At 55.7% G+C, this 23,519-nt stretch carries 22 protein-coding genes; 18 read left to right on the forward strand and 4 right to left on the reverse strand.

What is annotated here, in order from left to right; all coding sequences use genetic code 11:
- Positions 1–54: 54 nt before the first annotated feature.
- From dctP to ACR0MV_RS20195, 12 genes are all read left to right on the forward strand, one after another.
- A complete protein-coding gene (dctP, locus tag ACR0MV_RS20140) occupies positions 55–1,065 on the forward strand; it encodes a TRAP transporter substrate-binding protein DctP (protein WP_170429695.1) in 1,011 nt (336 codons plus the stop codon).
- A 30-nt stretch (positions 1,066–1,095) separates the two neighbouring features.
- On the forward strand, positions 1,096–1,671 hold the full coding sequence (locus tag ACR0MV_RS20145; protein ID WP_170460347.1) for a TRAP transporter small permease: 576 nt from the start codon (positions 1,096–1,098) through the stop codon (positions 1,669–1,671).
- Complete coding sequence (locus ACR0MV_RS20150; protein ID WP_170328647.1) at positions 1,668–2,963, forward strand: TRAP transporter large permease; 1,296 nt, start codon at positions 1,668–1,670, stop codon at positions 2,961–2,963. Before ACR0MV_RS20145 ends, ACR0MV_RS20150 begins: the two co-directional genes overlap by 4 nt.
- Complete coding sequence (locus ACR0MV_RS20155) at positions 2,963–4,849, forward strand: bifunctional sugar phosphate isomerase/epimerase/4-hydroxyphenylpyruvate dioxygenase family protein (protein WP_480703464.1); 1,887 nt, start codon at positions 2,963–2,965, stop codon at positions 4,847–4,849. The genes ACR0MV_RS20150 and ACR0MV_RS20155 overlap by 1 nt, the downstream gene beginning before the upstream one ends.
- 1 nt (position 4,850) lies before the next feature.
- Entirely contained in the window at positions 4,851–5,723 is an 873-nt protein-coding gene (locus ACR0MV_RS20160) for a shikimate dehydrogenase (protein WP_480703465.1), read from the forward strand.
- A complete protein-coding gene (locus ACR0MV_RS20165) occupies positions 5,720–6,535 on the forward strand; it encodes a citryl-CoA lyase (RefSeq protein ID WP_480703466.1) in 816 nt (271 codons plus the stop codon). Before ACR0MV_RS20160 ends, ACR0MV_RS20165 begins: the two co-directional genes overlap by 4 nt.
- Positions 6,525–7,712: a Gfo/Idh/MocA family protein gene (locus ACR0MV_RS20170; protein ID WP_254445877.1), complete on the forward strand. Its 1,188-nt coding sequence runs from the start codon at positions 6,525–6,527 to the stop codon at positions 7,710–7,712. Before ACR0MV_RS20165 ends, ACR0MV_RS20170 begins: the two co-directional genes overlap by 11 nt.
- Entirely contained in the window at positions 7,702–8,376 is a 675-nt protein-coding gene (locus ACR0MV_RS20175; RefSeq protein ID WP_480703468.1) for a hypothetical protein, read from the forward strand. The genes ACR0MV_RS20170 and ACR0MV_RS20175 overlap by 11 nt, the downstream gene beginning before the upstream one ends.
- On the forward strand, positions 8,369–9,559 hold the full coding sequence (locus ACR0MV_RS20180; protein ID WP_480703469.1) for a Gfo/Idh/MocA family protein: 1,191 nt from the start codon (positions 8,369–8,371) through the stop codon (positions 9,557–9,559). Before ACR0MV_RS20175 ends, ACR0MV_RS20180 begins: the two co-directional genes overlap by 8 nt.
- Positions 9,560–9,713: 154 nt before the next feature.
- On the forward strand, positions 9,714–10,628 hold the full coding sequence (locus ACR0MV_RS20185; protein ID WP_480703470.1) for a sugar phosphate isomerase/epimerase family protein: 915 nt from the start codon (positions 9,714–9,716) through the stop codon (positions 10,626–10,628).
- On the forward strand, positions 10,609–12,018 hold the full coding sequence (locus ACR0MV_RS20190) for an aldehyde dehydrogenase family protein (RefSeq protein WP_480703472.1): 1,410 nt from the start codon (positions 10,609–10,611) through the stop codon (positions 12,016–12,018). The genes ACR0MV_RS20185 and ACR0MV_RS20190 overlap by 20 nt, the downstream gene beginning before the upstream one ends.
- Positions 12,018–13,799, forward strand: a complete 1,782-nt coding sequence (locus ACR0MV_RS20195; RefSeq protein WP_170602883.1) for a thiamine pyrophosphate-binding protein — start codon at positions 12,018–12,020, stop codon at positions 13,797–13,799. Before ACR0MV_RS20190 ends, ACR0MV_RS20195 begins: the two co-directional genes overlap by 1 nt.
- Here the strand turns inward: ACR0MV_RS20195 and ACR0MV_RS20200 are convergent.
- Positions 13,784–14,191 carry a DUF6538 domain-containing protein gene (locus tag ACR0MV_RS20200; RefSeq protein WP_480703473.1) on the reverse strand — a complete coding sequence of 136 codons (408 nt, stop codon included), beginning with the start codon at positions 14,189–14,191 and terminating at the stop codon, positions 13,784–13,786. The two genes, ACR0MV_RS20195 and ACR0MV_RS20200, sit on opposite strands and share 16 nt — an antisense overlap.
- Positions 14,192–14,358: 167 nt before the next feature.
- Here ACR0MV_RS20200 and ACR0MV_RS20205 point away from each other — a divergent pair, with 167 nt between their 5' ends.
- Both ACR0MV_RS20205 and ACR0MV_RS20210 read left to right on the forward strand, forming a co-directional pair.
- Positions 14,359–15,540, forward strand: coding sequence for a tyrosine-type recombinase/integrase (locus tag ACR0MV_RS20205; protein ID WP_480703475.1), 1,182 nt, complete (start codon positions 14,359–14,361; stop codon positions 15,538–15,540).
- Positions 15,537–16,040: a hypothetical protein gene (locus ACR0MV_RS20210; protein WP_480703476.1), complete on the forward strand. Its 504-nt coding sequence runs from the start codon at positions 15,537–15,539 to the stop codon at positions 16,038–16,040. The genes ACR0MV_RS20205 and ACR0MV_RS20210 overlap by 4 nt, the downstream gene beginning before the upstream one ends.
- Positions 16,041–16,460: 420 nt before the next feature.
- Here ACR0MV_RS20210 and ACR0MV_RS20215 read toward each other — a convergent pair whose 3' ends face one another.
- Both ACR0MV_RS20215 and ACR0MV_RS20220 read right to left on the reverse strand, forming a co-directional pair.
- Positions 16,461–16,790, reverse strand: coding sequence for a hypothetical protein (locus ACR0MV_RS20215; RefSeq protein WP_480703477.1), 330 nt, complete (start codon positions 16,788–16,790; stop codon positions 16,461–16,463).
- Positions 16,787–17,593 carry a VOC family protein gene (locus ACR0MV_RS20220; protein ID WP_480703479.1) on the reverse strand — a complete coding sequence of 269 codons (807 nt, stop codon included), beginning with the start codon at positions 17,591–17,593 and terminating at the stop codon, positions 16,787–16,789. Before ACR0MV_RS20220 ends, ACR0MV_RS20215 begins: the two co-directional genes overlap by 4 nt.
- Before the next feature lie 474 nt (positions 17,594–18,067).
- Here ACR0MV_RS20220 and ACR0MV_RS20225 point away from each other — a divergent pair, with 474 nt between their 5' ends.
- On the forward strand, positions 18,068–19,381 hold the full coding sequence (locus tag ACR0MV_RS20225; protein WP_480703480.1) for a serine hydrolase domain-containing protein: 1,314 nt from the start codon (positions 18,068–18,070) through the stop codon (positions 19,379–19,381).
- Positions 19,382–19,462: 81 nt separating this feature from the next.
- On the forward strand, positions 19,463–20,287 hold the full coding sequence (locus ACR0MV_RS20230; RefSeq protein ID WP_480703481.1) for a hypothetical protein: 825 nt from the start codon (positions 19,463–19,465) through the stop codon (positions 20,285–20,287).
- Positions 20,288–20,505: 218 nt separating this feature from the next.
- Here ACR0MV_RS20230 and ACR0MV_RS20235 read toward each other — a convergent pair whose 3' ends face one another.
- Positions 20,506–20,829 carry a hypothetical protein gene (locus ACR0MV_RS20235; RefSeq protein ID WP_480703482.1) on the reverse strand — a complete coding sequence of 108 codons (324 nt, stop codon included), beginning with the start codon at positions 20,827–20,829 and terminating at the stop codon, positions 20,506–20,508.
- A gap of 391 nt (positions 20,830–21,220) precedes the next feature.
- On the opposite strand from ACR0MV_RS20235, the gene ACR0MV_RS20240 reads away from it, so the two are divergent.
- Both ACR0MV_RS20240 and ACR0MV_RS20245 read left to right on the forward strand, forming a co-directional pair.
- Positions 21,221–21,784, forward strand: coding sequence for a lipocalin family protein (locus tag ACR0MV_RS20240; protein ID WP_480703483.1), 564 nt, complete (start codon positions 21,221–21,223; stop codon positions 21,782–21,784).
- 538 nt (positions 21,785–22,322) lie between these two features.
- Positions 22,323–23,018, forward strand: a complete 696-nt coding sequence (locus ACR0MV_RS20245) for a porin family protein (RefSeq protein ID WP_480703485.1) — start codon at positions 22,323–22,325, stop codon at positions 23,016–23,018.
- Positions 23,019–23,519: the final 501 nt, after the last annotated feature.

Raw genomic sequence — 23,519 nt, forward strand, 5'->3', positions numbered from 1 at the left:
TCAAAACTCTGAATCGCAAAAAAGAAGCATCATGATGTCTCAGGGAGGAGCAAAGTGATTACCAAACTTACCCGCCGGGCTGCTGTATCAGCCCTGGTCGCAACCGGTGTTCTGTTTAGCGCAACAAGTGGTGCGCTGGCGGAAGACAAAGTGCAACTTCGCCTCGCAACATCAGGATCGGAGACCGATCAGCGCTCGGTCGCCATGGCCGAGGTTTTCGCACCCATGGTCGCTGATTTCGCAAGCTACGAGCCCAGCTATAACGGAACCATCTTCGCCCAAGGTACGGAGTTGGACGCCATCAGCCGGGGTAACCTGGAAATGTCGATCACCTCGGCTCAGGAACTGGCACAGTTCTTCCCCGAGTTTTCGATCTTTACAGCAGGCTATGTCCACCAGGACGCCGCGCATCAGGTGGCTGTTTTTAACGATCCCCTGATGGATGCCTTTAAGCAAAAGGCCGAAGAAGAACTGGGCGTCAAACTGCTGTCGGTCATGTATCTGGGCCGTCGTCAGGTGAACCTGCGCCAACCCAAGGATGAACTGACCGTCAGCACCCCGGCTGATCTGGAGGGTGTGAACCTGCGGATGCCGGGCACAGATGCGTGGCAGTTCCTTGGCAAAGCGCTGGGTGCTGCCCCGACACCAATGGCGTTCTCAGAGGTTTACACAGCTCTGTCGACCGGTGCCGTTGACGGTCAGGACAACCCATTGCCAACCGTTGTTGATGCCAAATTCTACGAAGTGACCAATCAGATCATACTGACATCGCACTTGGTCGACTTGAACTATATCGCTATCGGCAAAGAGGTTTGGGACGGGCTGACACCGGAACAGCAAGCCAAGGTTCAGGAAGCTGCGGATGCAGCGGCTGAATCCGGTCGCCAGAAACAGCTTCAGAAAGAAGAAGACCTTGTCAGCTTCCTGAAAGAGCAGGGGATGGAGATCTACGAACCCGATCTCGCAGCGTTCCGTGATCAGGTACAGTCGATGTATCTGGACAGCGAATTCGCGGGTTCCTGGCCCGAAGGCGTTCTGGATCAGATCAACGCTCTGGGCAACTGAGCCCAGAAAGACAAGGGAGGGAGAACCACAATGAAAGCCTTTATAAAGGGGTTCTCCCGACTGACCGAAGCGATTGCCGGCGGGATGCTGGCGGCAATCTTCTTGATCTTTCTATTGCAAATACTCTTGCGCTACTTCTTTACCCCCGCCGGTTGGACGCTTGAACTGATCGGCATCCTCTGGGTCTGGGTGATCTTCTTCAGTTGCGCTTTCATAGTGCGAGAACGGGATCACGTGAAGTTCGACATCATCTACCTTTCCGTGCCGATGCGCGTGCGGCAGGTCTTTGCGATGCTGGCGGCCGCAGCGATCGTGGTCGGTATGCTCTACAGCTTCCTTCCGACGTGGGACTACATCGATTGGATGAAAATCCGCAAGACATCGACTGTCCGCAATCCGTTTTCCGGCGAGAAGATACCTTTGCGCACAGTATTCTCGATTTACGCGGTATTCATGCTGGTCGTAGCAGCGCGCTACGCGTGGCTATTCTTCGACGTCATGCGCAATGGCCCCCCAAAGACAGAGTTGGAACTGGTTGTTGGGTACAACGTGGTTGACGACCATCCCCGTGTCGACGTCGAAGAGGACGAGGAAGTTAAGAAATGAGTTTTGAACTTCTTTCCTGCCTGCTCGCTCTCTTTCTTCTGGCAGGCATCGGGACACCTATCGGCTATTCCATCCTTTTGGCCTCATTGGTGTATCTGGGCACAGCCGGACTGGACGTAGCACTCGCAGGCGAGAAGATCCTGCAAGGCTTCTACAAAAGCACGATCCTGCTTGCCGTGCCTTTGTTCATCGTCGCCGCCAATATCATGAACGCGGGCTCGATCACGGACCGTCTGCTGAACTTCTGCGTCGCCGCTGTTGGTCGGTTCAAGGGCGGTCTCGGGCACGTCAACGTGGTAGCGTCTCTGATCTTTTCCGGTATGTCCGGCTCGGCTGTCGCGGATGCCGCGGGGATCGGCAAGATTATCATTGAAATGATGACTAAAGATGGCCGCTACAGCCGAGGTTACGCAGCCGCAATCACGGCGGCGTCGGCGACGATTGGCCCGATCATTCCGCCCTCGATCCCGATGGTTTTGTACGCGCTCGTTTCCAAGGCCTCTATCGGGTCGCTGTTCCTGGCCGGTATTCTTCCGGGCCTGATCATGGGCGTCGTCCTCATGGCGATGAACTACTATCTTGCCGGCAAGCGGAACTTTGCATTGGAAGAACCCGTTCCGCTGCGCGAATTGCCGGCTAAAACCGCGAACGCGTTTCCGGCACTGCTGATGCCCGCAATCCTGCTGTACGGCATATATGGCGGCGTCACCACTCCGACCGAAGCCGCCGCAGTTGCTGCATTCTACGCTTTGCTACTGGCAGCGTTATTCTACCGCGCGCTGACCTTCCGTGGCCTTTATCAAGTGTTCGTCGACAGCGCGCGCTCTTCCGCAGCGGTCGGGGTGGTCATTGGTGGCGCGTTTATTCTGAACTTCATCGTTATTCAGGAGCAAATACCGCAGTCGATCTCGGCACTGCTGGAGGGTTCTGATGTAAGCCCGATTGTGTTCCTGATCCTGGTTAACCTGCTGATCCTCGCGCTGGGATGCGTGTTAGACGCAACAACGATCATCCTGGTGATTGTGCCCCTGTTCATTCCAACCTGCGAAGCGCTTGGGATTGATCTGGTGCATTTCGGGGTGCTGGTCGTCGTGAACTCGATGATCGGTCTGATCACGCCGCCCTACGGCATTCTACTCTTTGTGATCAACGCCGTGACGGACATTCCGCTGCGCGAAATCATCTCCGAAATCTGGGCCTTCCTCGCGGTTCTCATCTTCGCCTTGGTGATAATGATGCTGATGCCGGATTTGGTCCTGTGGTTGCCGCGTATGTTTGGATATCAGGGATAATGTGCCTGTCGGTTTCGACAACGTCGATCCCCGGTGATCTGGCTGAAAAGCTGAGTGCTATCGCTGACGCGGGATTCGGGGGTGTCGAATTACACGAACCGGATTTGACCGCTTTTGATGGGCCGCCATCGCAAATTCGGAACATTGCATCAGATCTCGGCCTTAAGATTTGCCTGCTGCAACCCTTCCATAACCTTGAAGGCCAGTCCGGCGGTGGACGAGAGCACGCCTTTGATCGGCTGAAGCGCAAACTCGACCTGATGAGCGAGCTGGGAACGGAATTGCTGCTTATCGGGTCTGCCTTCGAGGTCGATGCCGCCGCGACCGAAGAACAGGTAATCGCAGATCTTGGCGAGGCGGCCGAGATCGCGAAAGAAATGGGGATGCGTCTGGCCTATATGGGCTTGCCGTGGTCGGGTCTTATTCACTCGGATGAACAGGCGTTAGGCGTCGTTGAAGCTGTCGACAGCCCTCATCTGGGGTTGGCCTTGAATTCCTTCTTCTCGCTTGCCGACGGTTCCAAACCAGCCCGCCTTCGGGACATTCCTGGAGAGCGGCTGTTCCATGTGCAACTGTCCGATGCACCCCGACTTGAGATGGACATACGTCGGCTCAAACGGCACTTTGGGCTTCTGCCGGGGCTTGGATCGCTGAACCTTGCAGGCTTCGTACGCGTGTTGTCCCGCGCCGGGTACAAGGGGCCTTGGTCCATTGCGCGCGTCAACGAAGCAGCTCCTCAACCCGGTGGCCGAACACTGGCCCGAGACAGCTACAGGTCGCTGGTGAACCTCTTGGATGAGGTATCACGGACCGAGCCGGGAACCGATTTCGGCACCCCGGACCTGCCGGAACGCGTCTATGCGTCAGGCTTCGAATTCGTCGAATTCACAGCCGACGAAACAAGCGGTGCGCAGCTGGCAGATATGCTGTCAGCAATGTGTTTTCGAATGGAGCGAAAACACGTAAGCAAGTCCGTCGAGCTATGGCGGCAGGGCGCGATAAACATCGTCGTGAATACCGAAAAGGAAGGTTTTGCCCATTCGGCGTTTCTGGGTCACGGCCCGTCCGTTTGTGATATGGGGTTGCGTGTCAAAGATGCGGATCAGACGGTTCAGCGAGCGACCGCGTTGGGCGCGCCGAATTTCTCACAGCCGGTAGGGACCGGGGAACTGGACATCCCGGCCATCCGAGGTGTTGGTGGCAATGTTGTCCATTTCATAGATGAGAAATCCGATCTGCATAGGGTTTGGGACATCGAGTTCGAGCCAGTCGCCAAGACCAAAGCGATCCAGCCCGCCGGTCTGCGCCGCATCGACCATCTGGCACAGACGATGCGTAACGATGAGATGCAAAGCTGGCTGCTCTATTACATTTCGACTTTTGAGATGGCAAAATCCCCGATCGTGAACGTTGCCGACCCGTCGGGTGTTGTGCAAAGCCAAGCCATCGAAAGCCCCGAGGGCGAAGTGCGATTAAACCTGAATGGAGCAGTTGGGCGTCGAACACTGGCGGCTTCATTCCTTGAAGACGGTTTTGGCGCCGGTGTTCAGCACATCGCCTTCCAGTCGGACGACATATTTGAAACCTCGGCCCAATTGCGGAAGTCCGGCTTTCCCAGTCTGTCCATCCCAGAAAACTACTACGCTGATCTGCAAGCGACATTCGGGTTAAGTGAAGACCTGATCGCCCAAATGCGCAGGGATAACATACTCTACGACCAGGCGGCGGGTGCCGAGTATTTTCAGATCTACAGTCGCCCCATCTTTAACGGCTTTTTCTTTGAAATTGTTGAGCGCCGAACTGGTTACGCCGGCTATGGCGCGCGTAACGCTGCGTTTCGATTAGCGGCGCAAACGCGACACCACGTGGCGGAAGGAACAACCTAATATGAAGGCCGCACTGATCGGACAAGGGATTTCTGGCTCCATGACGCCTGAGATGCACGAGGCGGAGGGCCGGGCGCAGGGTATCGATCTGAGCTACGGTAGGATCGACACGGCAAAAGAGCCATTTCGTGGAATGTCGGTCGCTGATTTATTGCATTACTCAGTTGAATTAGGCTGTGCGGCGGTCAACGTGACACACCCCTTCAAAGCATCAGTCATTGATCATCTCGATGAGCTTTCCAAAACCGCTGAGGAGCTTCAAGCTGTAAACGCGGTGGTTTTTTGTGACGACCGAATGGTTGGCCACAACACCGACTACATAGGTTTCCACAGTGCCTTCGGAGATTTTTTGGGATCATCGAAGGCTGAAACGGTTCTCATGTTTGGTGCTGGAGGCGCGGGCAGTGCAGTCTCTTTGGCTTTGCTTGATTCAGGTGTTCGAAACCTGGAGATCATCGATCCTGACTTCCACCGAGCGCAGGCGCTGGTCAGTCGACTAAAGGTCTTGCGCCCTTGTGCAAAGCTTCAGGGTTCCCCCTCGATTTCGTTGGAACGGGTCAAATTTGTGGACGGAGTGGTCAATGCAACACCGCTCGGGATGGATAAGTACCCCGGGTCGGTGATTGATCCATCATTGTTGCGGCCGGATGCTTGGGTGGCAGATATAGTATATTTCCCGCTCGAGACACACCTTCTGAGAAGCGCCCGCACAACTGGGTTAAAAGTGATGAATGGTGCTGGAATGGCAGTTCATCAGGCTGCAGCGTCTTTTGAAATCTTCACCGGCTGCACCGCCTCAATCAGTCGTCTTCAAAGCGTTTTCGATTCACTTCGTCAGCAGCGCATGCGCGAGTTTAGAGGTGCAACGGTATGACAAACGACGAGCAAGCTATCCGCCAATGGTGGCGTACCTCCATCATCGACATGAAGCCCGGTCAGATCGCTTTTCGTGGCAACGCCATAGAGGACCTGATCGGGAGCGTATCTTTCCCGCAGATGATCTGGCTGATGGTGCGGGGTGATCTGCCCAGCGACGCACAGGCGCGTCTGTTCGAGGCTGCTTTGGTCGCAGGCGTGGATCATGGTCCACAGGCTCCCTCAATCGCGGCTGCGCGTATGGCCGCCACCTGCGGGGTAGGTCTCAATAATGCGATGGCAACCGCGGTGAACATGCTGGGCGACGTGCACGGCGGGGCGGGCGAGCAGTGTGCAGAGCTGTACTATGATATCGCGGTCCGTTTGGATGCAGGAGCTTCGCTGAATGACGCTGTTCGGGATGGCTTGGACAGTTGGCGCGAGACCTACGGCAAGATTGTATCGGGCTTTGGTCACAGGTTTCACAAGCCCGTCGATCCACGCGCACCACGATTGATGCAACTTGTTCGAGATGCGGCGGCAGAAGGCACAGTTTCTGGCCGGTTTGCCGATATCGGAGAAGAGGTTCAAGCCGAACTGGGTCGTCAACGCGGCGGTCGGCCAATTGCCATGAATATCGACGGCGCGACAGCTGTGATCTTCTGTGAACTTGGCTTTCTCGCGCCCTTGTCGCGAGGGCTGTTCTGCCTGTCCCGCTCGGTCGGAATACTCGCCCACGCTTGGGAACAGATGAACCAGGGTGGCCGCAACAAAGGGCCGATGCCCCCTAATTACTTACCCCTCTACGAAGACAGGAATGATGACACGTGAGACATCGAAATCCTTCCGGGTCGGCCTTATCGGCTGTGGTCGTATCAGCGATATTTATCTAAAAACACTATCCAAATTCTCAAACGTTGAGGTCGTGGCTTGTGCAAGCCTTGACCCTTCGGAAAGCCGCACCAAGGCAGATCAATACGGTATCGCCAAGGCCTGTGCGCCAGATGGGGTGTTTGACGATCCGACGATTGACTGCGTTCTGAATCTGACAATTCCGGCGGCGCATGCCGGAATCAGCCTGCGTGCGTTGGAGGCGGGCAAGCACGTCTATTCCGAGAAGCCGCTGGTTATGGATCGAACGGATGGTAAGACGATTCTGCACATGGCCTCTGAAAAGGGGCTACTGGTCGGTTGCGCACCCGACACATTTCTGGGCGGTCGTTGGCAAACCGTTCGGCGCTTGATCGATGAGGGTGCCATTGGCAAACCGACAGGGGTTTTTGCCCATGTCGGTACCCACGGGACGGAACGCCACCATCCCAACCCGGATTTCTACTACCAGGCCGGTGGCGGGCCCTTGCTGGACCTTGGGCCATATTACCTGACCGCCATGGTTTGCTGCCTTGGTCCGGTTGACCGGGTCGCCGGAATGGCTCGGCGCACGTTCGACAAAAGGATGATCGAAAACGGCCCTCGCAACGGTGAATGGATGGATGTCGAGGTCGACACGCATTCCCTAAGCCTGCTGCAGTTCTCTTCCGGGGCTATAGGGTCGATGACCATGAGCTTTGACGTCTGGGATAGCGAAACGCCGCGGTTCGAGATCTACGGTGAAAAAGGCACCATCAGCATCCCAGACCCTGACCCGGTACATGGTGCCAACATCTTTCAGGGGGATGTCTGGCTGAAAACGCGGGAGACCTCGCGCTGGTCTCATCAGCCGCGCCCAACCGGTCGCGATGGCTGGCAGGTGGTCGACAACAAACATGGGTTCAATGAGGACAGCCGTGGTCTCGGCCTTTTGGATCTGGCCCTGGCGGCACAAGAAGGACGCCAACCTCGTGCAAGTGGAGCGCTTGCCTACCACGTTTTCGAGGTCATGGACGCAATTGAACGCGCACCGAAATTCGGCGCCTATCAAACGATAGAAAGCCGTTGCGCGGCTCCGGAGCCTTTGCCGGTCGATTTCCTTAACGATGAGAGGAAGGAATTGGTTCATGCCGATTGAGACACTCGACTTTGCTCAGCCATTCTTTCGCGTCCAGCACATAACTGACGAGCGCAGAATTTCTATCGAGGGTCGCGCCATCGTCCTTAACCTTGGGGGGCAAAATCTCTCTGTCGAGGATCAAACCGTTGCACCGCTTTCCTCCGTGATCGTGCAAGACAGCACGCTTAGCGGCGTGGAACGTGCAGTCATTGTCCACGATTTCGACGCCCATGCCGATGACAACGAGTTGTTCGCATGGGTGAAAGATACATGGCCATCTGCTTTTGATGTTCGCCAAGAGGAGCGTTTACGCGGTGTCAGCCACTACATGTCGCCAAAGGTCTTTGTGGGTAACGTTGGGCTGACCATGTACCATTCCGGCTCGGTGCCGCTGAATGTCGGATTGCACAAGGATCATCCGTTCTGCCCGGTACCGGGGTTTCGCGAAGTGCATACACAAATCGTAGGCTTTGGGAAAATGCAGCAATGCCGTGAGCGGGATGTTGAATCCCTTTACCTCGAAGAATTCATGGCCCCCGGCTCGACGCACAAACCGATGTATGACGCCGAAGGCAACTATCCCTGGCATCAGTACGAGACGATTACCCCCAGCATTTTCATGGCGGTGGAAATGCTGCCGGAAGGCGTACGGGTCCCGGAAATGGAGATTCAGAATGGCTGAGAGACTTTTTTCCGAAGACCTGAACTTTGACGGACCTTTCCCCCGATTGTCTCGCCGTTTGCGGCTGGGTGTTGTTGGCGGCGGACGTATCTCTGTCACGCAGGCAACGGCCGCGCGGATGACCGACCGGTGGGAGGTCGTCGCAGGAGCGCTCAGTTCTGACGCCATGCGAAGCAAGGCGCGCGGGGCCGAGTGGTTCCTGCCGGCCGACCGGTGCTATGCGTCCTTCGACGAGATGGCAAAGGCCGAGGCGGCACGCCCGGATGGCGTAGATGCCGTCATGATCACCACCCCGAACCACGTTCATTTCGAAGCGGCCAAAGCCTTTCTGGAGGCGGGCATTGACGTGCTGTGCGATAAGCCCCTGACCAACGAAGTCGCGGAGGCCGAAGGGATTGAGGAGATTACCGCGCGCACGGGACACATCTTTGCTGTCGGCTATGCGATGTCATGTTTTCCAGTAATCCGTCAGGCCAAACAAATCGTGGCGGAAGGCGGCATCGGTAAAATCAACCAAATCCACGTCGAGTTCATGCAAGACTGGATGACGCCCGATGATGTGGCTGATGCGCCCCACGTCAAATGGCGGCTGGACCCAAAGATTTCTGGTCCGACCAGCTGTGTCGGCGATATCGGCACCCATGCCGCGCATCTCGCCAGCTTTGTCTCGGGTCTGCTCTTGACCGACCTGAGGGCCGAGTTCCATGTTTGCGGCGCGCCAAAGCCTTTGGAAGACACGGTGTTCATGTTCACCCGCTACCAAAATGAAATTCCGGGAACCTTGATGGCAACACGCCTTGCCCCCGGAAATCGGGGTGGGTTGCGGTTGCGGATCTTCGGGAGCGAAGGCGGGCTAGAATGGGATTTGGAGAACTCGGAGCAGCTGAAGTTCAATCGGTTCGGTGAGCCGGATCGTATCATCAGCCGAGGTCACGGGCATGGCATCGGCCCCGGCGCAGAACGTCTAATCCGGACCGCGCGCGGCTTCCCAGAAGGGATTATCGAAGCCTGGGCCAACCTCTATACGGAATTTGCTATGGCCGTAGCCGCGCGTCGGGATGGCGTTACCGTTCCGGATGATTGGCTTACTTATCCCAGTGTCGAACAAGGTGCAGATGGCGTCCGGTTTATTGAAGCCTCCGTGCGCTCTCACCAGTCCGGAGGTGACTGGGTTACTCTCTAAGGCTCTGCCAACAAGAATGTAAAACACGCCCGGGCAGTTGCCCGGGCGCTTTCATTTCCTGCTCAGTATTAAAAGTTGATATTTTAAAAAATATCAGATATTTTTTACTACGTGTGATGAATTTGAGATTCGCAGACACGTGGAGCTGTCGTTCATGGTGAAACCCGAAGAGGCTGGCGCAAGCCCCTCTCTCTATTCCTTGGCGCATCTGACGCTGATTGGCTGTACGCCGCCCGAGTTGGTCTATATCGCCGCGCGGGCCGGTTACGATGCCGTCAGCCCTCGGTTTATTCCGATGCATGTGCCCGGTGAATTCACTCAGTCTCCAATCGACAAGGCGCAGGTTCAGGCCACCAAAACGGCTCTCTCAACCACAGGCTTGAAAGTCCTTGATGTCGAGCTTGCGCGCATCACCGAAGATGTCGATCCGCGCGGTTTTGAGCCTTCGTTGGAGGTGGGCGGGGAGCTGGGCGCCAAACGCATGATCATGAGCGCGTGGACAAACACCCGCGATGATCGTGACTTCCTGATCGACGTCTATTCTGAAACCTGCGAACTGGCGGCGCCCTACGGGCTAACAGTGGACTTGGAATTCCCAAGCTTCTCTCGCTTGCGCACTCTGGATGAGGCTCTGGATATTGTCCGCGCCTCTGATCAACCGAATGGCGGTATTCTGGTCGATACGCTTTATCTGCACCTCAGTCGCGTTGATCTCGGAGAGCTTCTGCACGTCCCCTCGGAGTTGTTTCACTTCCTGCATATCTCCGATTGCCTACCCGGGATCGCCGATACGCGAGAGGGCATGATCCAGCTGGCCCGCGATGCGCGGCTCTATCCCGGAGAAGGCTGGATTGACTTCGCCGGCATCATCGAACGGATGCCGCCCGTCGACTATTCTATTGAACTGCCCAACCAAAGCCGCGTTGCCGAGTTGGGATATGAAGAACACGCGCGTCGCTGTCTCAGCCACGCCAAGCGAACTTTCGGCCAGGCGCGGTCACAGCGTCGTATGCCCGATGCAGCAATTCCAAAACACCAAGAGGATCATCATGGGCAAAGAGCTCACTGAAAACGACCGACAAATCGCGGCCGATATGCTGGCGCGCGCCCGCGCTGCCATGGCCGAAATCGAGGATTGGGATCAGGATCGGCTGGACCGCTTGTCTCAGGCCATTGCATGGTACGCAGGCAACGAGAAAACCTTCACCCGTCTGGCCCAGCAAGGCGTGGACGAGAGCGGCATCGGAGATCGCGAAGGACGCCCTGCGAAGCGCTTCAAAATCCATATGGTATTGCGTGATGTCCTGCGCACGCCATCGACCGGTATTGTCGAGGTTGATGAGGAAAAGGGTCTGGTCAAATATGCCAAACCTGCCGGTGTGATCGCATCGCTGATCCCGATGACCAACCCGGCGATGACGCCACCGGTGACCGGCGTTTCCGCCGCGAACGCCCGGAATGCGGTTATCTTCAGTCCGCACCCACGAACCGCCCATACCACCTATGAAATGGTCGAAGTCATGCGTGCAGCTTGTCGTGCTGCCGGTGCCCCCGAGGACTTGTTCCAATCCATTCGCAAACCGTCGATTCCAATGACGCAACATCTGATGGAGATCTGCGACCTGACTCTGGCAACGGGTGGCAAGCCGATGGTCAAAGCGGCGTATAGTTCCGGACGTCCGGCCTATGGCGTCGGCGCGGGGAATTCCTCCATCGTCATCGACGAGACAGCCGATCTGGATATCGCCGCGCGGAATACCCGTATTTCAAAGACCTCCGACTTTGGGTCGGGCTGCTCGGCCGACGGCAACATCATCATCCAGCGCTCAGTTTACGACGATATGGTCAAGGCGCTTCAGGCCGAGGGAGGCTACCTGTGTTCGGATGAAGAGAAGGCCATGCTCGAAGCGGCCATGTGGGATGAAAAGGGAAACCGTACGTTTCCGACCATTGCCTGTCCGCCGCAGCAAACGGCCAAGGTCGCCGGTTTTAGCATCCCCGAAGATCGCAAGTTTCTGATGGTTGAAAATCAGGGGCAAATCGGGCCGCAGCACAAGTTCTCCAAGGAAAAACTGACCACGCTGATGGCGCTTTATCACTTCGAAACGTTCGATGATGCGCTGGAAACGGTCAGCCAGATCTACAACACCGGGGGAAAGGGCCATTCCTGCGGCATCTACAGCCACAATGACGATCACATCGACCGGTTGGCGCGTCTGGCTCCGGTCAGCCGTATGATGGTGCGACAGCCTCAATCCAAGGCCAATGCGGGTGCCTGGACAAATGGCATGCCTATGACCAGCAGCCTGGGCTGCGGCATTTGGGGGGGCAACATCACCAACGACAACGTCACCATGAAACACATGATGAACTACACTTGGGTCAGTCGACCCATCCCCGAGGATCGCCCCTCGGAGCCGGACTTGTTCGGTGAGTTCTACGGACAGGAGGTCGCGTGATGGACGGGGCTAAATTGGAAGGCAAAACCGTTGCTGAGCACATCGTCGATTTCCTTGAGCGTCGTGAGGTCAAACATGTGTTCGGTCTATGCGGTCACACGAATATAGCGGTTCTGGCCGCGCTGGCGGAAAGCCCCATCGATTTCGTCACCGTACGGCACGAACAAATAGCCAGCCACGCGGCGGACGCTTATGCCCGCGTGACGGGCAAGGCCTCGGTGGTGCTGTCCCATCTCTCCCCAGGGCTGACCAATTGCGCCACCGGGGTCGCCAACGCCGCACTGGACTGTATCCCGATGGTCGTGATCGCGGGTGACATTCCCACGCATTACTACGGTAAACATCCGCATCAGGAAGTGAACCTGCATGCAGACGCAGCCCAATGGGAGATTTACCGACCCTTCGTGAAGCGCGCTTGGCGGGTCGACCGTGCAGATTTAATGGCCGAGATTCTTGAAAAGGCGTTCCATCTGGCTGAAAGCGGCCAGCCCGGGCCGGTACTGGTCAATGTTCCCATGGACATCTTTTCAGAGGTGATCCCCTCGGACAGTTTCGACCGTATTCGCGACAACACGCGCGCTCTCAAGAAACCGTCGATTGACGACGAGACAGCGGGCGAGATTGTCGAAGCGTTGGCTAAAGCCGAAAGCCCAGTCGCTTATGTCGGAGGCGGTATTCTTCTGGCACAGGCCAGCGAGGAGTTGCGAGAATTTGTTGAGCATATGGGCCTGCCCGTCGCGCATTCCCTGATGGGTAAAGGCGCGTTGCGAGACGACCATCCGCTTGTACTGGGAATGACCGGGTTTTGGGGCACCGAATTGGTCAACCAGTCCTGCTTGAATGCGGACTACATCTTTGCGGTGGGAACCCGGTTCAAAGAGGCCGATTGTTCCAGCTGGTATCCCGGCTATACGTTCAACATTCCCGGCTCGAAGGTCATCCATATCGACATCGAACCGCAGGAGATCGGTCGGAACTATCCCACTGAGATCGGAGCCGTTGCTGACGCCAAGGCCGCATTGCGCGTCCTCAACCGGGTCGCCCGCGAGATGTATCCGGACGGCTTCAAGCGCCCCACGCTGGAGCAGAAGATCGCTGGCTTCCGGACGGACTTCAAAGCGCGCAACGAGGAAATGGCGACCTCATCGGCCTTTCCGATGATGCCCGAGCGTATTCTGGCGGATACCCGTAAGGCACTGCCTGAGGATGCCATCATCACCACGGACGTTGGCTGGAACAAGAACGGTGTTGGGCAACAGTTCGATATTCTGACACCGGGTTCTATCCTGACGCCGGGCGGGTTCGCGACGATGGGTTTCGGTCCTCCGGGCGCGATCGGCGCAAAACTGGCAACCCCTGACCGTGTGGTGATAAGTCTTGTTGGCGATGGGGGGTTCGGTCAGAATCCGTCGATGCTGGCAACCGCGGTCGAGCTTGATCTGGGCATCATCTGGCTGGTTATGAACAACAACGCCTTCGGCACTATCGCGGGCCTTCAAAAGGCGCATTACGGATTGACCTATGGAACCACGTTCCCCGGATCAGCCGCCGCACCCGCAAACGGACCGGGCTATGCCGACATAGCGCGAGCCTACGGCGCGGAAGGGCACAGACTCAGCGCTGCCGACGAACTGTTGCCCGCATTGGAAGCGGCAATCGCCAGTGGCAAGCCAACCGTGCTGGACGTGCCAATGATCAACAACCCGACACCAACGACCGGTCATTGGAACATCCTGGACATTTATTCGCCGGACAAGGATGTTTCTCACGTCGCGACTTGACGAAACTGGGCGCGTTCAGACGCGCCCGGTTTCTTGGGCCAATGCATAGGCGAATCTTTGGTCAGTGCGTCCACGTGTGTTTTCTCCATCTGCTCGAGGACGGTGAGCAACGCGGCTGCGCGCTTCACGGCGTCGAGCGGGAGGTCGGTTCGCAGCGACAGACAAAGAAACTGGTTTGGGACCTGGTTTGATAGTTTTTTTGGCAGGCGTTTTCGGAAATAGAAAATACGGCCACGGCGCATGAGGTAGGGACCGGCATGGTAACGGGGTTTGCGCAACCGACTGCTGGGTCGATTTTTGGCTGGCTGTGTCACATCGAATTTTCCGGAGGCTCTGTCGCCCCTTATTTTCCTAGCTTTTCTGGAAAAGGTGGCTGGGGTGGTAGCAGCCATGACTGTTTCCAAAGCGTTACAGCTGCTTCCAAATTACTATTAAAATTAACGTTATTTAGGTTGATTTTTCTTCCAACGGGTTCCAACAAGAAGCGGTGAGTTCTACGTTTTTCTGTGGGGCAGATTGTGGGGCAGATTAAGTGACGCGGAAATTGGATAGTAAGAGTTTGACGGCACGAAGCGTCGCTGCGCTACCGCCGGGGCGTTACCCAGACGGGCAAGGGACAGGGCTCATCCTTCGGGTTCTGGACAGCGGTCGCCGAAACTGGATGCAACGCATCACGATACACGGGCGGCGTCGCGATATCGGGCTGGGCGGATATCCTGCAGTTTCGCTGGCAGAAGCCCGTGAAACTGCACTGGCAAACAAGAGGGTTGCCGCTGCCGGTGGCGATCCAATTTCGGAAAAACGGAAAGCAAAGGCCGAGGCCGCGAAGCGACTGACATTTGCCGAGGCTGCACTGCGTACCCGCGATGAACTGGCGCCTTCATGGAAGGGAAAGAAGGAGCCGCAGGCGTTCCTGTCGTCTTTAAAAACCTACGCCTTCCCGTATTTCGGAAGCACCGACGTTGCCGATGTAACCTCTGCCGACATAAGACGTGCTGTTCTAGCTTGCCGTGAAAAGGTGCCGAACCTGAGCGTGAAGGTGCAACACCGCATTCTCAGCGTGTTCAAGTGGTCGGTTGCCGAGGGGTTGCGAGACACCAACCCGGCGACCGGTGATGCGCTTGCACTACCGAAACTGGAACTTAAGCAAAAGAACAACCGTGCGCTTCCCTACAATGAGGTTGCCGATGCCATCGAGACCGTTAAGGCATCCAAAGCCTGGGCGTCCACCAAGCTGGCAATCGAGTTCACGATTCTGACTGCCGCGCGTAGCGGCGAGGTGCGCGGTGCCCGTTGGGAAGAAGTTGACCTTGGGAATGCTGTGTGGATCATTCCGGCAGAGCGAATGAAGATGAACCGCGAACATCGGGTGCCGCTATCGCGCCGTGCTGTCGAAGTTTTGCGGCAAGCGGAAGTTCTGCGCGATGGAACCGGGCTGGTGTTTCCATCCGCCCGAGGCAAGCAGCTTTCCGACATGACCCTTTCCAAGCTGGTGAGGGAACTCGGTATCAACAGCACGGTTCACGGTTTCCGCTCATCTTTCAGGACGTGGGCGCAGGAACGCACCAACGTTCCTGGCGAAGTTGCCGAGGCAGCCCTTGCCCACGTGAAAGCAGACAAGGTTGAGGCCGCGTATGCCCGCTCAGATCTGTTCCAGAAGCGGCGCAAACTGATGGAGCAGTGGTGCGATTATCTCTTTGCCTTGCGCGGCGAGGTTGTCAGGATAGGAGCGCAGTCATGAGCGATGATCATCAGCCGGAGGGCTTGCTAGATATTTTCCTTTCGGACGAGGAGATTGCAGAGAAATACCATGGCAAACCGGACCCCCTACGCGGCATCGGCCTTGGCTTGGGCGCATCTGAAAGGGCGCGAGAGTTGGTGTTGAAGGGTCTCGAATATGAGCAGCTTGAGATAATATCCAAAGTGCTCGAAAACCAGAAGAGGCAGCCGGGTCGGCCGAGCATAAAAGACAAGCGTTTTACAAAACACAGCAAACGAGCGTTTTGTCTCTACGCAATGGCCGAACGCATCAAAAAGGTGCGCGGGATTGCCCCGGACGAGGGATTGGAAATCACGTTGCGCAAGCTCATTGAGGAGACGGAAAAGACATTTCCGACTCATGGCATATTTAAGAAGCCCAAGGATTTCGACAAAATGCGCAAGAGCATCAAACAAGGGTGCAAGGCGTTAGGCATAGAAGATCAGTGGCGGGGTCCACCACTTTCCGACCTGCTGAAATAGGGTCTGGCCGGATAACCAGAAGATGACGGTAGCGACGACGCGGATTGCCGACAGGAACAGCTCACCACCTAGGTCATGGCGGTTTGCGATACGACGGCAATCCTTAAGGCTAGCGAACAAATTCTCGATCGGATGCCGCTTTGCGGTGGAGGTTGGTATTGAATGTCCGAAATGCGCAGATTGCGGACATCTGGGTAAAACCGTCAGATGACCGAATGGAGGCCAAGGGAGACACCCTGCTTCTGTCAAGTTCGCAACTGCGGCATCCCGCAGTAACTCTTGGCCAGCCGCAGGCAGCATTAGAACCGGACGCTCGTTTGGTCCGCAGCGAAGACAGAAGGGGCCGTGTCTGCAACGCGGACGTTTTTGCCGGTCGCTGATGCAGCGAAATCACCTTGATTGCTCAGCCGGATTGCCGGGTCAGAGATCAAAACCGCCAGCATCAAAGCCGCCGTCAAACCCTCCGAAATCGCCGCCACCAAAATCGGGTTCCGGGAGCGGAACCGCAATTGGCGGGCTGGGTTCGATCGGCAAGCCGGGCTCAGGTGGTAAGACATCGGGCGGCAGAACGCCCGGCGGGCGCGGATAGTAACCACCCCAGCGCCACCAGGGGCCACGACCATAGCCGACATGGACGGAAACGCCGGTCCGCACGTTGGGCTGGCCAGTGGTAGGCCCGCAGGCGGTCAGTGCGAAGGTCGCAGCGACAAGAGCCACGGGCAAGGTCAGGCGCAGTATGGGCACCATCATGCCGCACCTCCGATCAGCGACACCCCAACCGCCGCGCCGGTGGGATCGAGCAGCACGGCTGCATCTTCTGCGACGGTCAGCGGGCCTCCGCCCAGTTCCTGAGACCGGGCAATGGCCCGACCGATATCCGAGACACCAACGTAGGGCAGCCATGTCGGTTCCGCTTTGCGTCGGGATATCCGCACCAACCCGCCACGGACGGCGCCACCGCTGGAAAAGACGGTTTGACCATTCTTCTGCGCGGTCTCCCATCCGGCGAGCGCGTGATAAAAAGACCGGGCCCGGCTGGGGTTGTCAGTCAGAAGATCGGCCCAGTACCATGTGTTCTCCCGCAGTGAACCGTTCAGCGGGAACCCGCCCGGCCCGTCATACAGCACCAGCAACGCCCCGCTTGCGTCGCGAATGGTCGAGAACGTCCCGGCAGATGTGGCGAAGGGAGACCTGACCTGCTTGCCACCCCTGCCCAGGGCAACCTTCGTTGCGGCGATGGTATCGACGACGGTCAGCACGGGGACCCATTGCGACGGAAACTCGACATCAGAGCCCGCATCGGCAGAAGCAATCACACCGCCCAGCGCCTCTCCACCTCCGCTGACAGGAATATACCCGTCACTGGCCGGGGATCCGAATTGCCAGCCGAACATGCCGCCATAAAAGGACTTCGCCGCATCAGGGTCGCTGGTGATCAGATCAAACCAAGCAAAACTGCCGGGCACGATACTTTGACGCGTAGCGGCGCATCCGGCGATTAGCAGTGCCGACGCAGCCAGGGAAGTTCCCAGCAACATTCTGCGGTTCATCATCAAATCAAATCCCAACAATTCACTTTGGTCGAACTCGGTGAGTTAATCAGGCCGGCTCCGCCAAATCAACCGTCACTTGACGGTCAGTCGGGGTCCGGTTTCCAAGGAAATCTACCCGAGCGGCACTTCAGCAAACGGCGATTACGGCCGCATGTGAAACATCCGACGGTCGTGCAGTCAATGGCCGGATTGGTTTTGGACCTTTTGCACGATTCGAATGTCCGGTTTTTGGAAATGATGCCGCGCCGCCGCGGACAACACAGTGAATCGGTCGAGCAATCAAGGTGTTTTTCACTTCGGACGCATCAGGCAGCTCCGTCCGCACAGCGGTCATTGATGCATTACGCGGCGAAAGACTGCTTTGAGCCCAGAACGGACTTTCATTTTTTCAATTCCTCAAGAGTTGCTCGCGCAGGAAAGTTGCGAGCGTTCAAAAAACCTGATGTGTTAATCTCATCTTGGGAGAGTTAAAAAATGTTGATCAAAACGCTTGCCACAACAGCCGCAATTCTTGCTATTTCAGCGACTTTTTCGTCAGCCGATGAGCATGGGGACAATCCCTACGCCACACATAATGAACTCGGTCTCATGAAGGGCTTTCCGCCTCCGGCCGACAAGCGTGTCACTCGCAACAATGCGTTGTTTGGTGTGCCATACAATCGATGGTCGTACCAAAACATGCGCCAATTTTATCCCTCGGCGAACATCCCTCCCTCCACAGCTCCACGCAAGCTGAGGGTCTCCCCAGATGGAGGGATTGAAAGACTAAGCATCGCGCATCCAGATGGCGAGAATGTAGGTCTCGATGACTTCCTAGAGCAAACTTACACAGATGCGTTTTTGGTTCTGAGTGGCGACACAATTGTCTTTGAAAGATATCTGAACGGAATGCACGCCGATCAACCGCATCAAATGATGTCGGTAACTAAGTCCTTTGCAGGTCTCTTTGGCTTGATGGCCGTCGATGCAGGGCTTGTTCAAGAAGACGCTCCTTTGAAAGAAATCATTCCGGAACTGGCACCCTCTGGAGCTTTTGGGGAAGCGACCTTTGGACAAGCTTTGGATATGACTAATTCTATGGCATTTACGGAAGAATATGCTGACCCCAATTCCGGTATCCAACAGTATGGACGCGTTCTTGGCCTGCTTCCCTCCAACCCTGGAGAGGACTTGCCTGACAGCATTTATGGGTATTTGCCGACCCTGGACATTGATCCAGAACATGCACATGGAGAAGTGTTTCACTACCAAACCCCCAAAACAGACGTGGTCAACTGGGTCACCAATCGTGTGACAGATCAGTCTTTCTTTGACCAACTCACAGAACTAATGGAGAAGGTCGGCGCTGAAGGTGAGACCTACGTTTTGCTTGATCAAAATGGCACCCTATTTGCTGGCGGTGGACTGAATGCAACACCGCACAACTTGGCACGATTTGCTGCCATGATGCTGAATGATGGAATGGTGAACGGTGAAGTCGTCGTACCTGAGGCCGTAATCGAAGCGTTGGAAACAGGGGGTGATAGAGACGCCTGGACGAACGGTCCCAATGTCAACGAAATGCCCGATGGAGAAGGTAGCTATCGTGCACAGTGGTGGGTGCGTCACAACGAAGGCCGTGAAGCCTTCACAGCGCTCGGTATTCACGGTCAGTGGATTTACATTGATCGGGCTAACAACACGGCCTTCATCAGGCAAGCCTCACAACCTCAGTCGACAGGCGCGTTCTACGATGATTTCACATACGCGGCGATTGACGCAATCAACGATTACTTGGCGGGAGAATGACACCACCAGAGGCGGTGAAATTGGTCAATACATCATGAGCGAACGGGATAGGATCAAATGTTGACGCAACCTGAATTCAGTATGAGGCAGATATTTTTCGCCTCTATCACTGCTGTCATGTGCCTCACGTTTGGCATTCGTGACGCCCAAGCTTGCGACGCCGCGTGTCAGGCTGCGCGCAAGGCAGCCAACCCGCTTGCCGACACCAAAGCCTTGATCACTGATAACACGGTCGCTTTCCGGACAGGAACAAACGACGACGACAGCTATAATTTTCAGTTGCAACCGGTTTATTCGGTGCCGTTGACAGACGCGACGTTGGTTTTGCGGGGCATTATACCCATTCAAGGCGTTCAGCCCGGAGCCGTTTTGCCGCCCGGAATCGTCAACCCCTCGCCGGAGGATGACCTGACTTGGGGTATAGGTGACTCAACCGTGCAAGCTTTCTACTCCCCGACACCGGGGGCCAGCGGGATCGCATTGGGGTATGGTCTTCAGGTTTCCTTGCCGACGCACACAAATGACGCTTTACAGGGTGCTGGTTGGGGCGCCGGCCCTGCCTTTGTCATGTTTGGGCAAACGGGTGACCTATCATGGGGCGGTGTTATCGCTCATATGTGGGGCGAAAACGATTTTAACGTTACGATCCTCCAACCCATTTTGACCTATGGATTGGGGGAAGGCTGGTACTTTGGATACAACAACGTGTTGTCCTACAACTGGAACGCAGCGAGTAACGACGAAGCATGGGCGATACCGCTTGGCTTGACTGTTGGGAAGACTTCAATAATCAACGAATCCAAAGGCACTGCAATGGACGTGAGCGTTGGTTACTACGCCTTGGAACGCAAGCCAAATGGTGGGCCAGATCGGCAGTTCAAGTTGGGATTGTCCTTCTTTTTCTGAACTATCGATAGCATTTGTATAACATGAAGACGAATTGCACCCAGAACGTCGGATGACACTTCGCACGATTGCTGGTGACAAAGTCAGACTAGCCCAGAATTCGGTTCAATTGCTTTGGGACGTCGTTCTAGATTAGCCCACTGAACACGCGAGTTTCCTTTGCCCCATGCAGTTAGCCAAGTTGTTGGCTTCGGCTCCCGTTACCGTTCAAGAGCTTGTTATTGACTCAATAAAGGCTCCAAACACTCGGCTCTTCTTGACGCACTCAAGCCGGACGGGTCATCGCCAAAATCTTCGGCAACTTTTCTGTAAGCTTGTATCATAAACTCTGGGTTTTCGAGGTCCCGTACTATGATACCAACTACCTCTTTCAGATATGGCTGTGAAAGTCTGGTATTGATGCTTATTTCTTCAATCAAAGGCCACTCTGCCTCGATTAGACACGTGGCGGCATCATCTTTTAGGCCCTTTTTCAGCTCTTGAGCTTGGACACCACACACAGTGAAAAGGATCGCGCAAGCGGCTAACGGTATTGGTTTCATTCTTTTATTCCTCACTTCCTCTAGGAGAATTTCACCGTGCTCCAGATAGCTTAGCACCAAAGGCAAACAACTTTCCAAGCTCTTTAAGATGTGGAGTTGCTCCAGGGGATCACCGATCTCATTGAAATTGAATAGACCGCAAATTCGAAGCAACTATGTGGTGCGGCCAGTCAAATTGCTCGCGCCGCGGAGTAAAGTTGGCAGCCTTGTCCACAAACCTCTAGAAGACGAGCTTTTGTTAGTTTTCACCGTTGCTTGAAGCCCTAATTCACGGCGGAAAGTTCGGATTACCGTGAAGAATAGCCGCTCAGCGGGCAAAAAAGCTCTCGGAAAGATAGTCAGATGATCGCTCCTGCCTTTGTTGGTACTTTTGTCGTCAAGCGTGGCGTCCTTGACGCAAACCTTAGCAATGGGCTTCATTGGCAGTATGCGATATCTTTTTGTTGTTCTAATTCTTCTTTTAACCGCGTGCGGAAATTCTTATCGAGATAAATCCGTTCCGATGTCCACGGTTAACAACTTCGATGCAGCTCGGTATTTAGGCCTTTGGTACGAAATTGCTCGCTTTCCAGTCTCGTTTCAACAAGACTGTACTGCCACCACGGCGGAATACGCTTCGCTTGGCTCCAATTCAATCAGTGTTTTGAATACCTGCAGGGAGGGCGCGCCAGACGGCCCAGCGAAGCAGATTGCCGGTGCTGCAGAAGTAGTTGGACCGGGACAACTTAAAGTCAGCTTCGACGGGGTTCCGTTCGTCCGAGGCAACTATTGGATTCTGTGGGTGGACGACGATTACATGACAGCAGTCGTCGGCGTGCCTTCCGGCGGCGCAGGCTGGATACTGGCCCGAACACCAGAAATTTCTCAGACACGTCGTACTGAAGCGGAGGCGATTTTACGGGCAAACGGCTACGACACTTTGCAACTAATCAATGTACTGCAGCCTCCGGCATAACTAGGCTACGGACGCATCAGCTGTCCTTCACTTCATCCAAAAGCCGAGCCAGAATAGCCTGTTTTGAGGAGATCGTTCACCTGCGGTCGGCGAAAGGCTGGGAGTTTTTTGTCTACCTTGTTCGCGTCTCGATGCTCTGACCAGGTTGCAGCGAAAGTGCAGTCTTAGTTCGGTAGAAATCGGCACTAACGAATGACCGGTCTGACCACGTTGGCTACAAAGCAGCGAAAAGTGCGCCGCAACTGCAAACCAGTTCCGCGCCAGCAATAGCCGCAGGTGCGCAAGGCAGCTTCATCTACAGAGCGGTAATTGAGACGGAACGAAACGAACGACCCCTCTGAGCCCATGCCGGAAGCGTCACACCTCTGACACTCACAGATATAGCAATGAACGGTCGGTGGTCCGCCTTCAAAGCCAGGGTAGATGACGGCATCCCAGCTCGGGGCGGAGATACAGCATCGCGCAATTCGGCCGATTGACGGTGAAAAGAAACCGTGTATGCACAAAGTATCTTTCGAACAAAGAAGGGATGTGGCAGATGAACATGCACACTACTGGGAAAGCTCGAACTCAGGCGACAAGATACGTTCTGCTTGGTGCTGCGGCGGGTCTGTGGGGTATGTGTGTATCGCCTGCGGACGCCCAACAATCCGAAGGGTTTTACGTCAGCGGAATGTTGGGGGCGGCCGGCGACTTTTTTAGCGAAAACTCATTCGAAATTCCGGACGTAGGCGTCGTCGGCGATGTCGATGCGGATTATGGACCGATGGGTGTGATTTCGGTTGGGTATGCGTTTCCGAGCGGATGGCGCTTGGAAGGTGGTCTCAGCTATTTCAAGACAGACGTCAGAGCAGTGAGCTTTTCTTTACTTGCCGCAGAGGCAGGAGAGGCCCGGACTACAAGCCTTATGTTCAATGGATACTATGACTTCAACAAGGGCCGGCGTTTTCAGCCGTATGTAGGCTTCGGTCTCGGGGTCATCAGCTCTGAATACTCTCGCGTAAGCGTGACTTTGCCCGGCGGAATGCGCGACCTAGAGGACCGGGCTACAGAAGCTGCCGCGCAGGCCATTCTCGGACTTGGGTACTGGACGGGAGAGCGGGTGTTCTTGTCTGCAGAATACCGGTATGTGAGCTCGTTCGCAGAGGCCGATTATTCGCTTAGCGACGGCTCTACCTATTCTCAAAGAATTGATGGCGGTGGATTCCTGGTCGGGTTGCGATACGCATTCTGAATTAATGAGCAATGCGATTGCTGCAAGCTGGTCGCGTCAGAAATATAATGGTGCGGCCCTTTGGGGTCGCGTGATGTTGCTTCCAACAGTCGACCCAAGCGAAATAGGAGGTTAAGTCCTATGAGTGAACGCCTGTTTAGTCCGCAACTAAATACTGCGTAATTCACCACCAAGCGCAGAAAGCTTACATTCCTCACCCTCAACAGCAACGTCTGTGATGCGGATAGTTTCGCCTTCGTGATCGTCGAAAGCGCATTCGAAAGAGAGGGGAATAAGAAAGCAATAGCGCCGTGGGATCCGCGGATTGCTATTGAAAGTAAGGAGGGAGCCGGCTTCGCCACGTGGTTCAAAGATCAGAACGCTTCAACCCGATGAGCGGTGAGGGTATATGCGGCCTTGACCTTGGCGACTGTCCGTCGTCAGGGATTTTGGGACAGATGGCGCTCTGATCTAAGAGAGGATGTGGCTCATCTGGTTGGTTTGATTATGCGGCGGATTTGC

The sequence above is a fragment of the Ruegeria sp. BC3 genome (assembly GCF_056539265.1).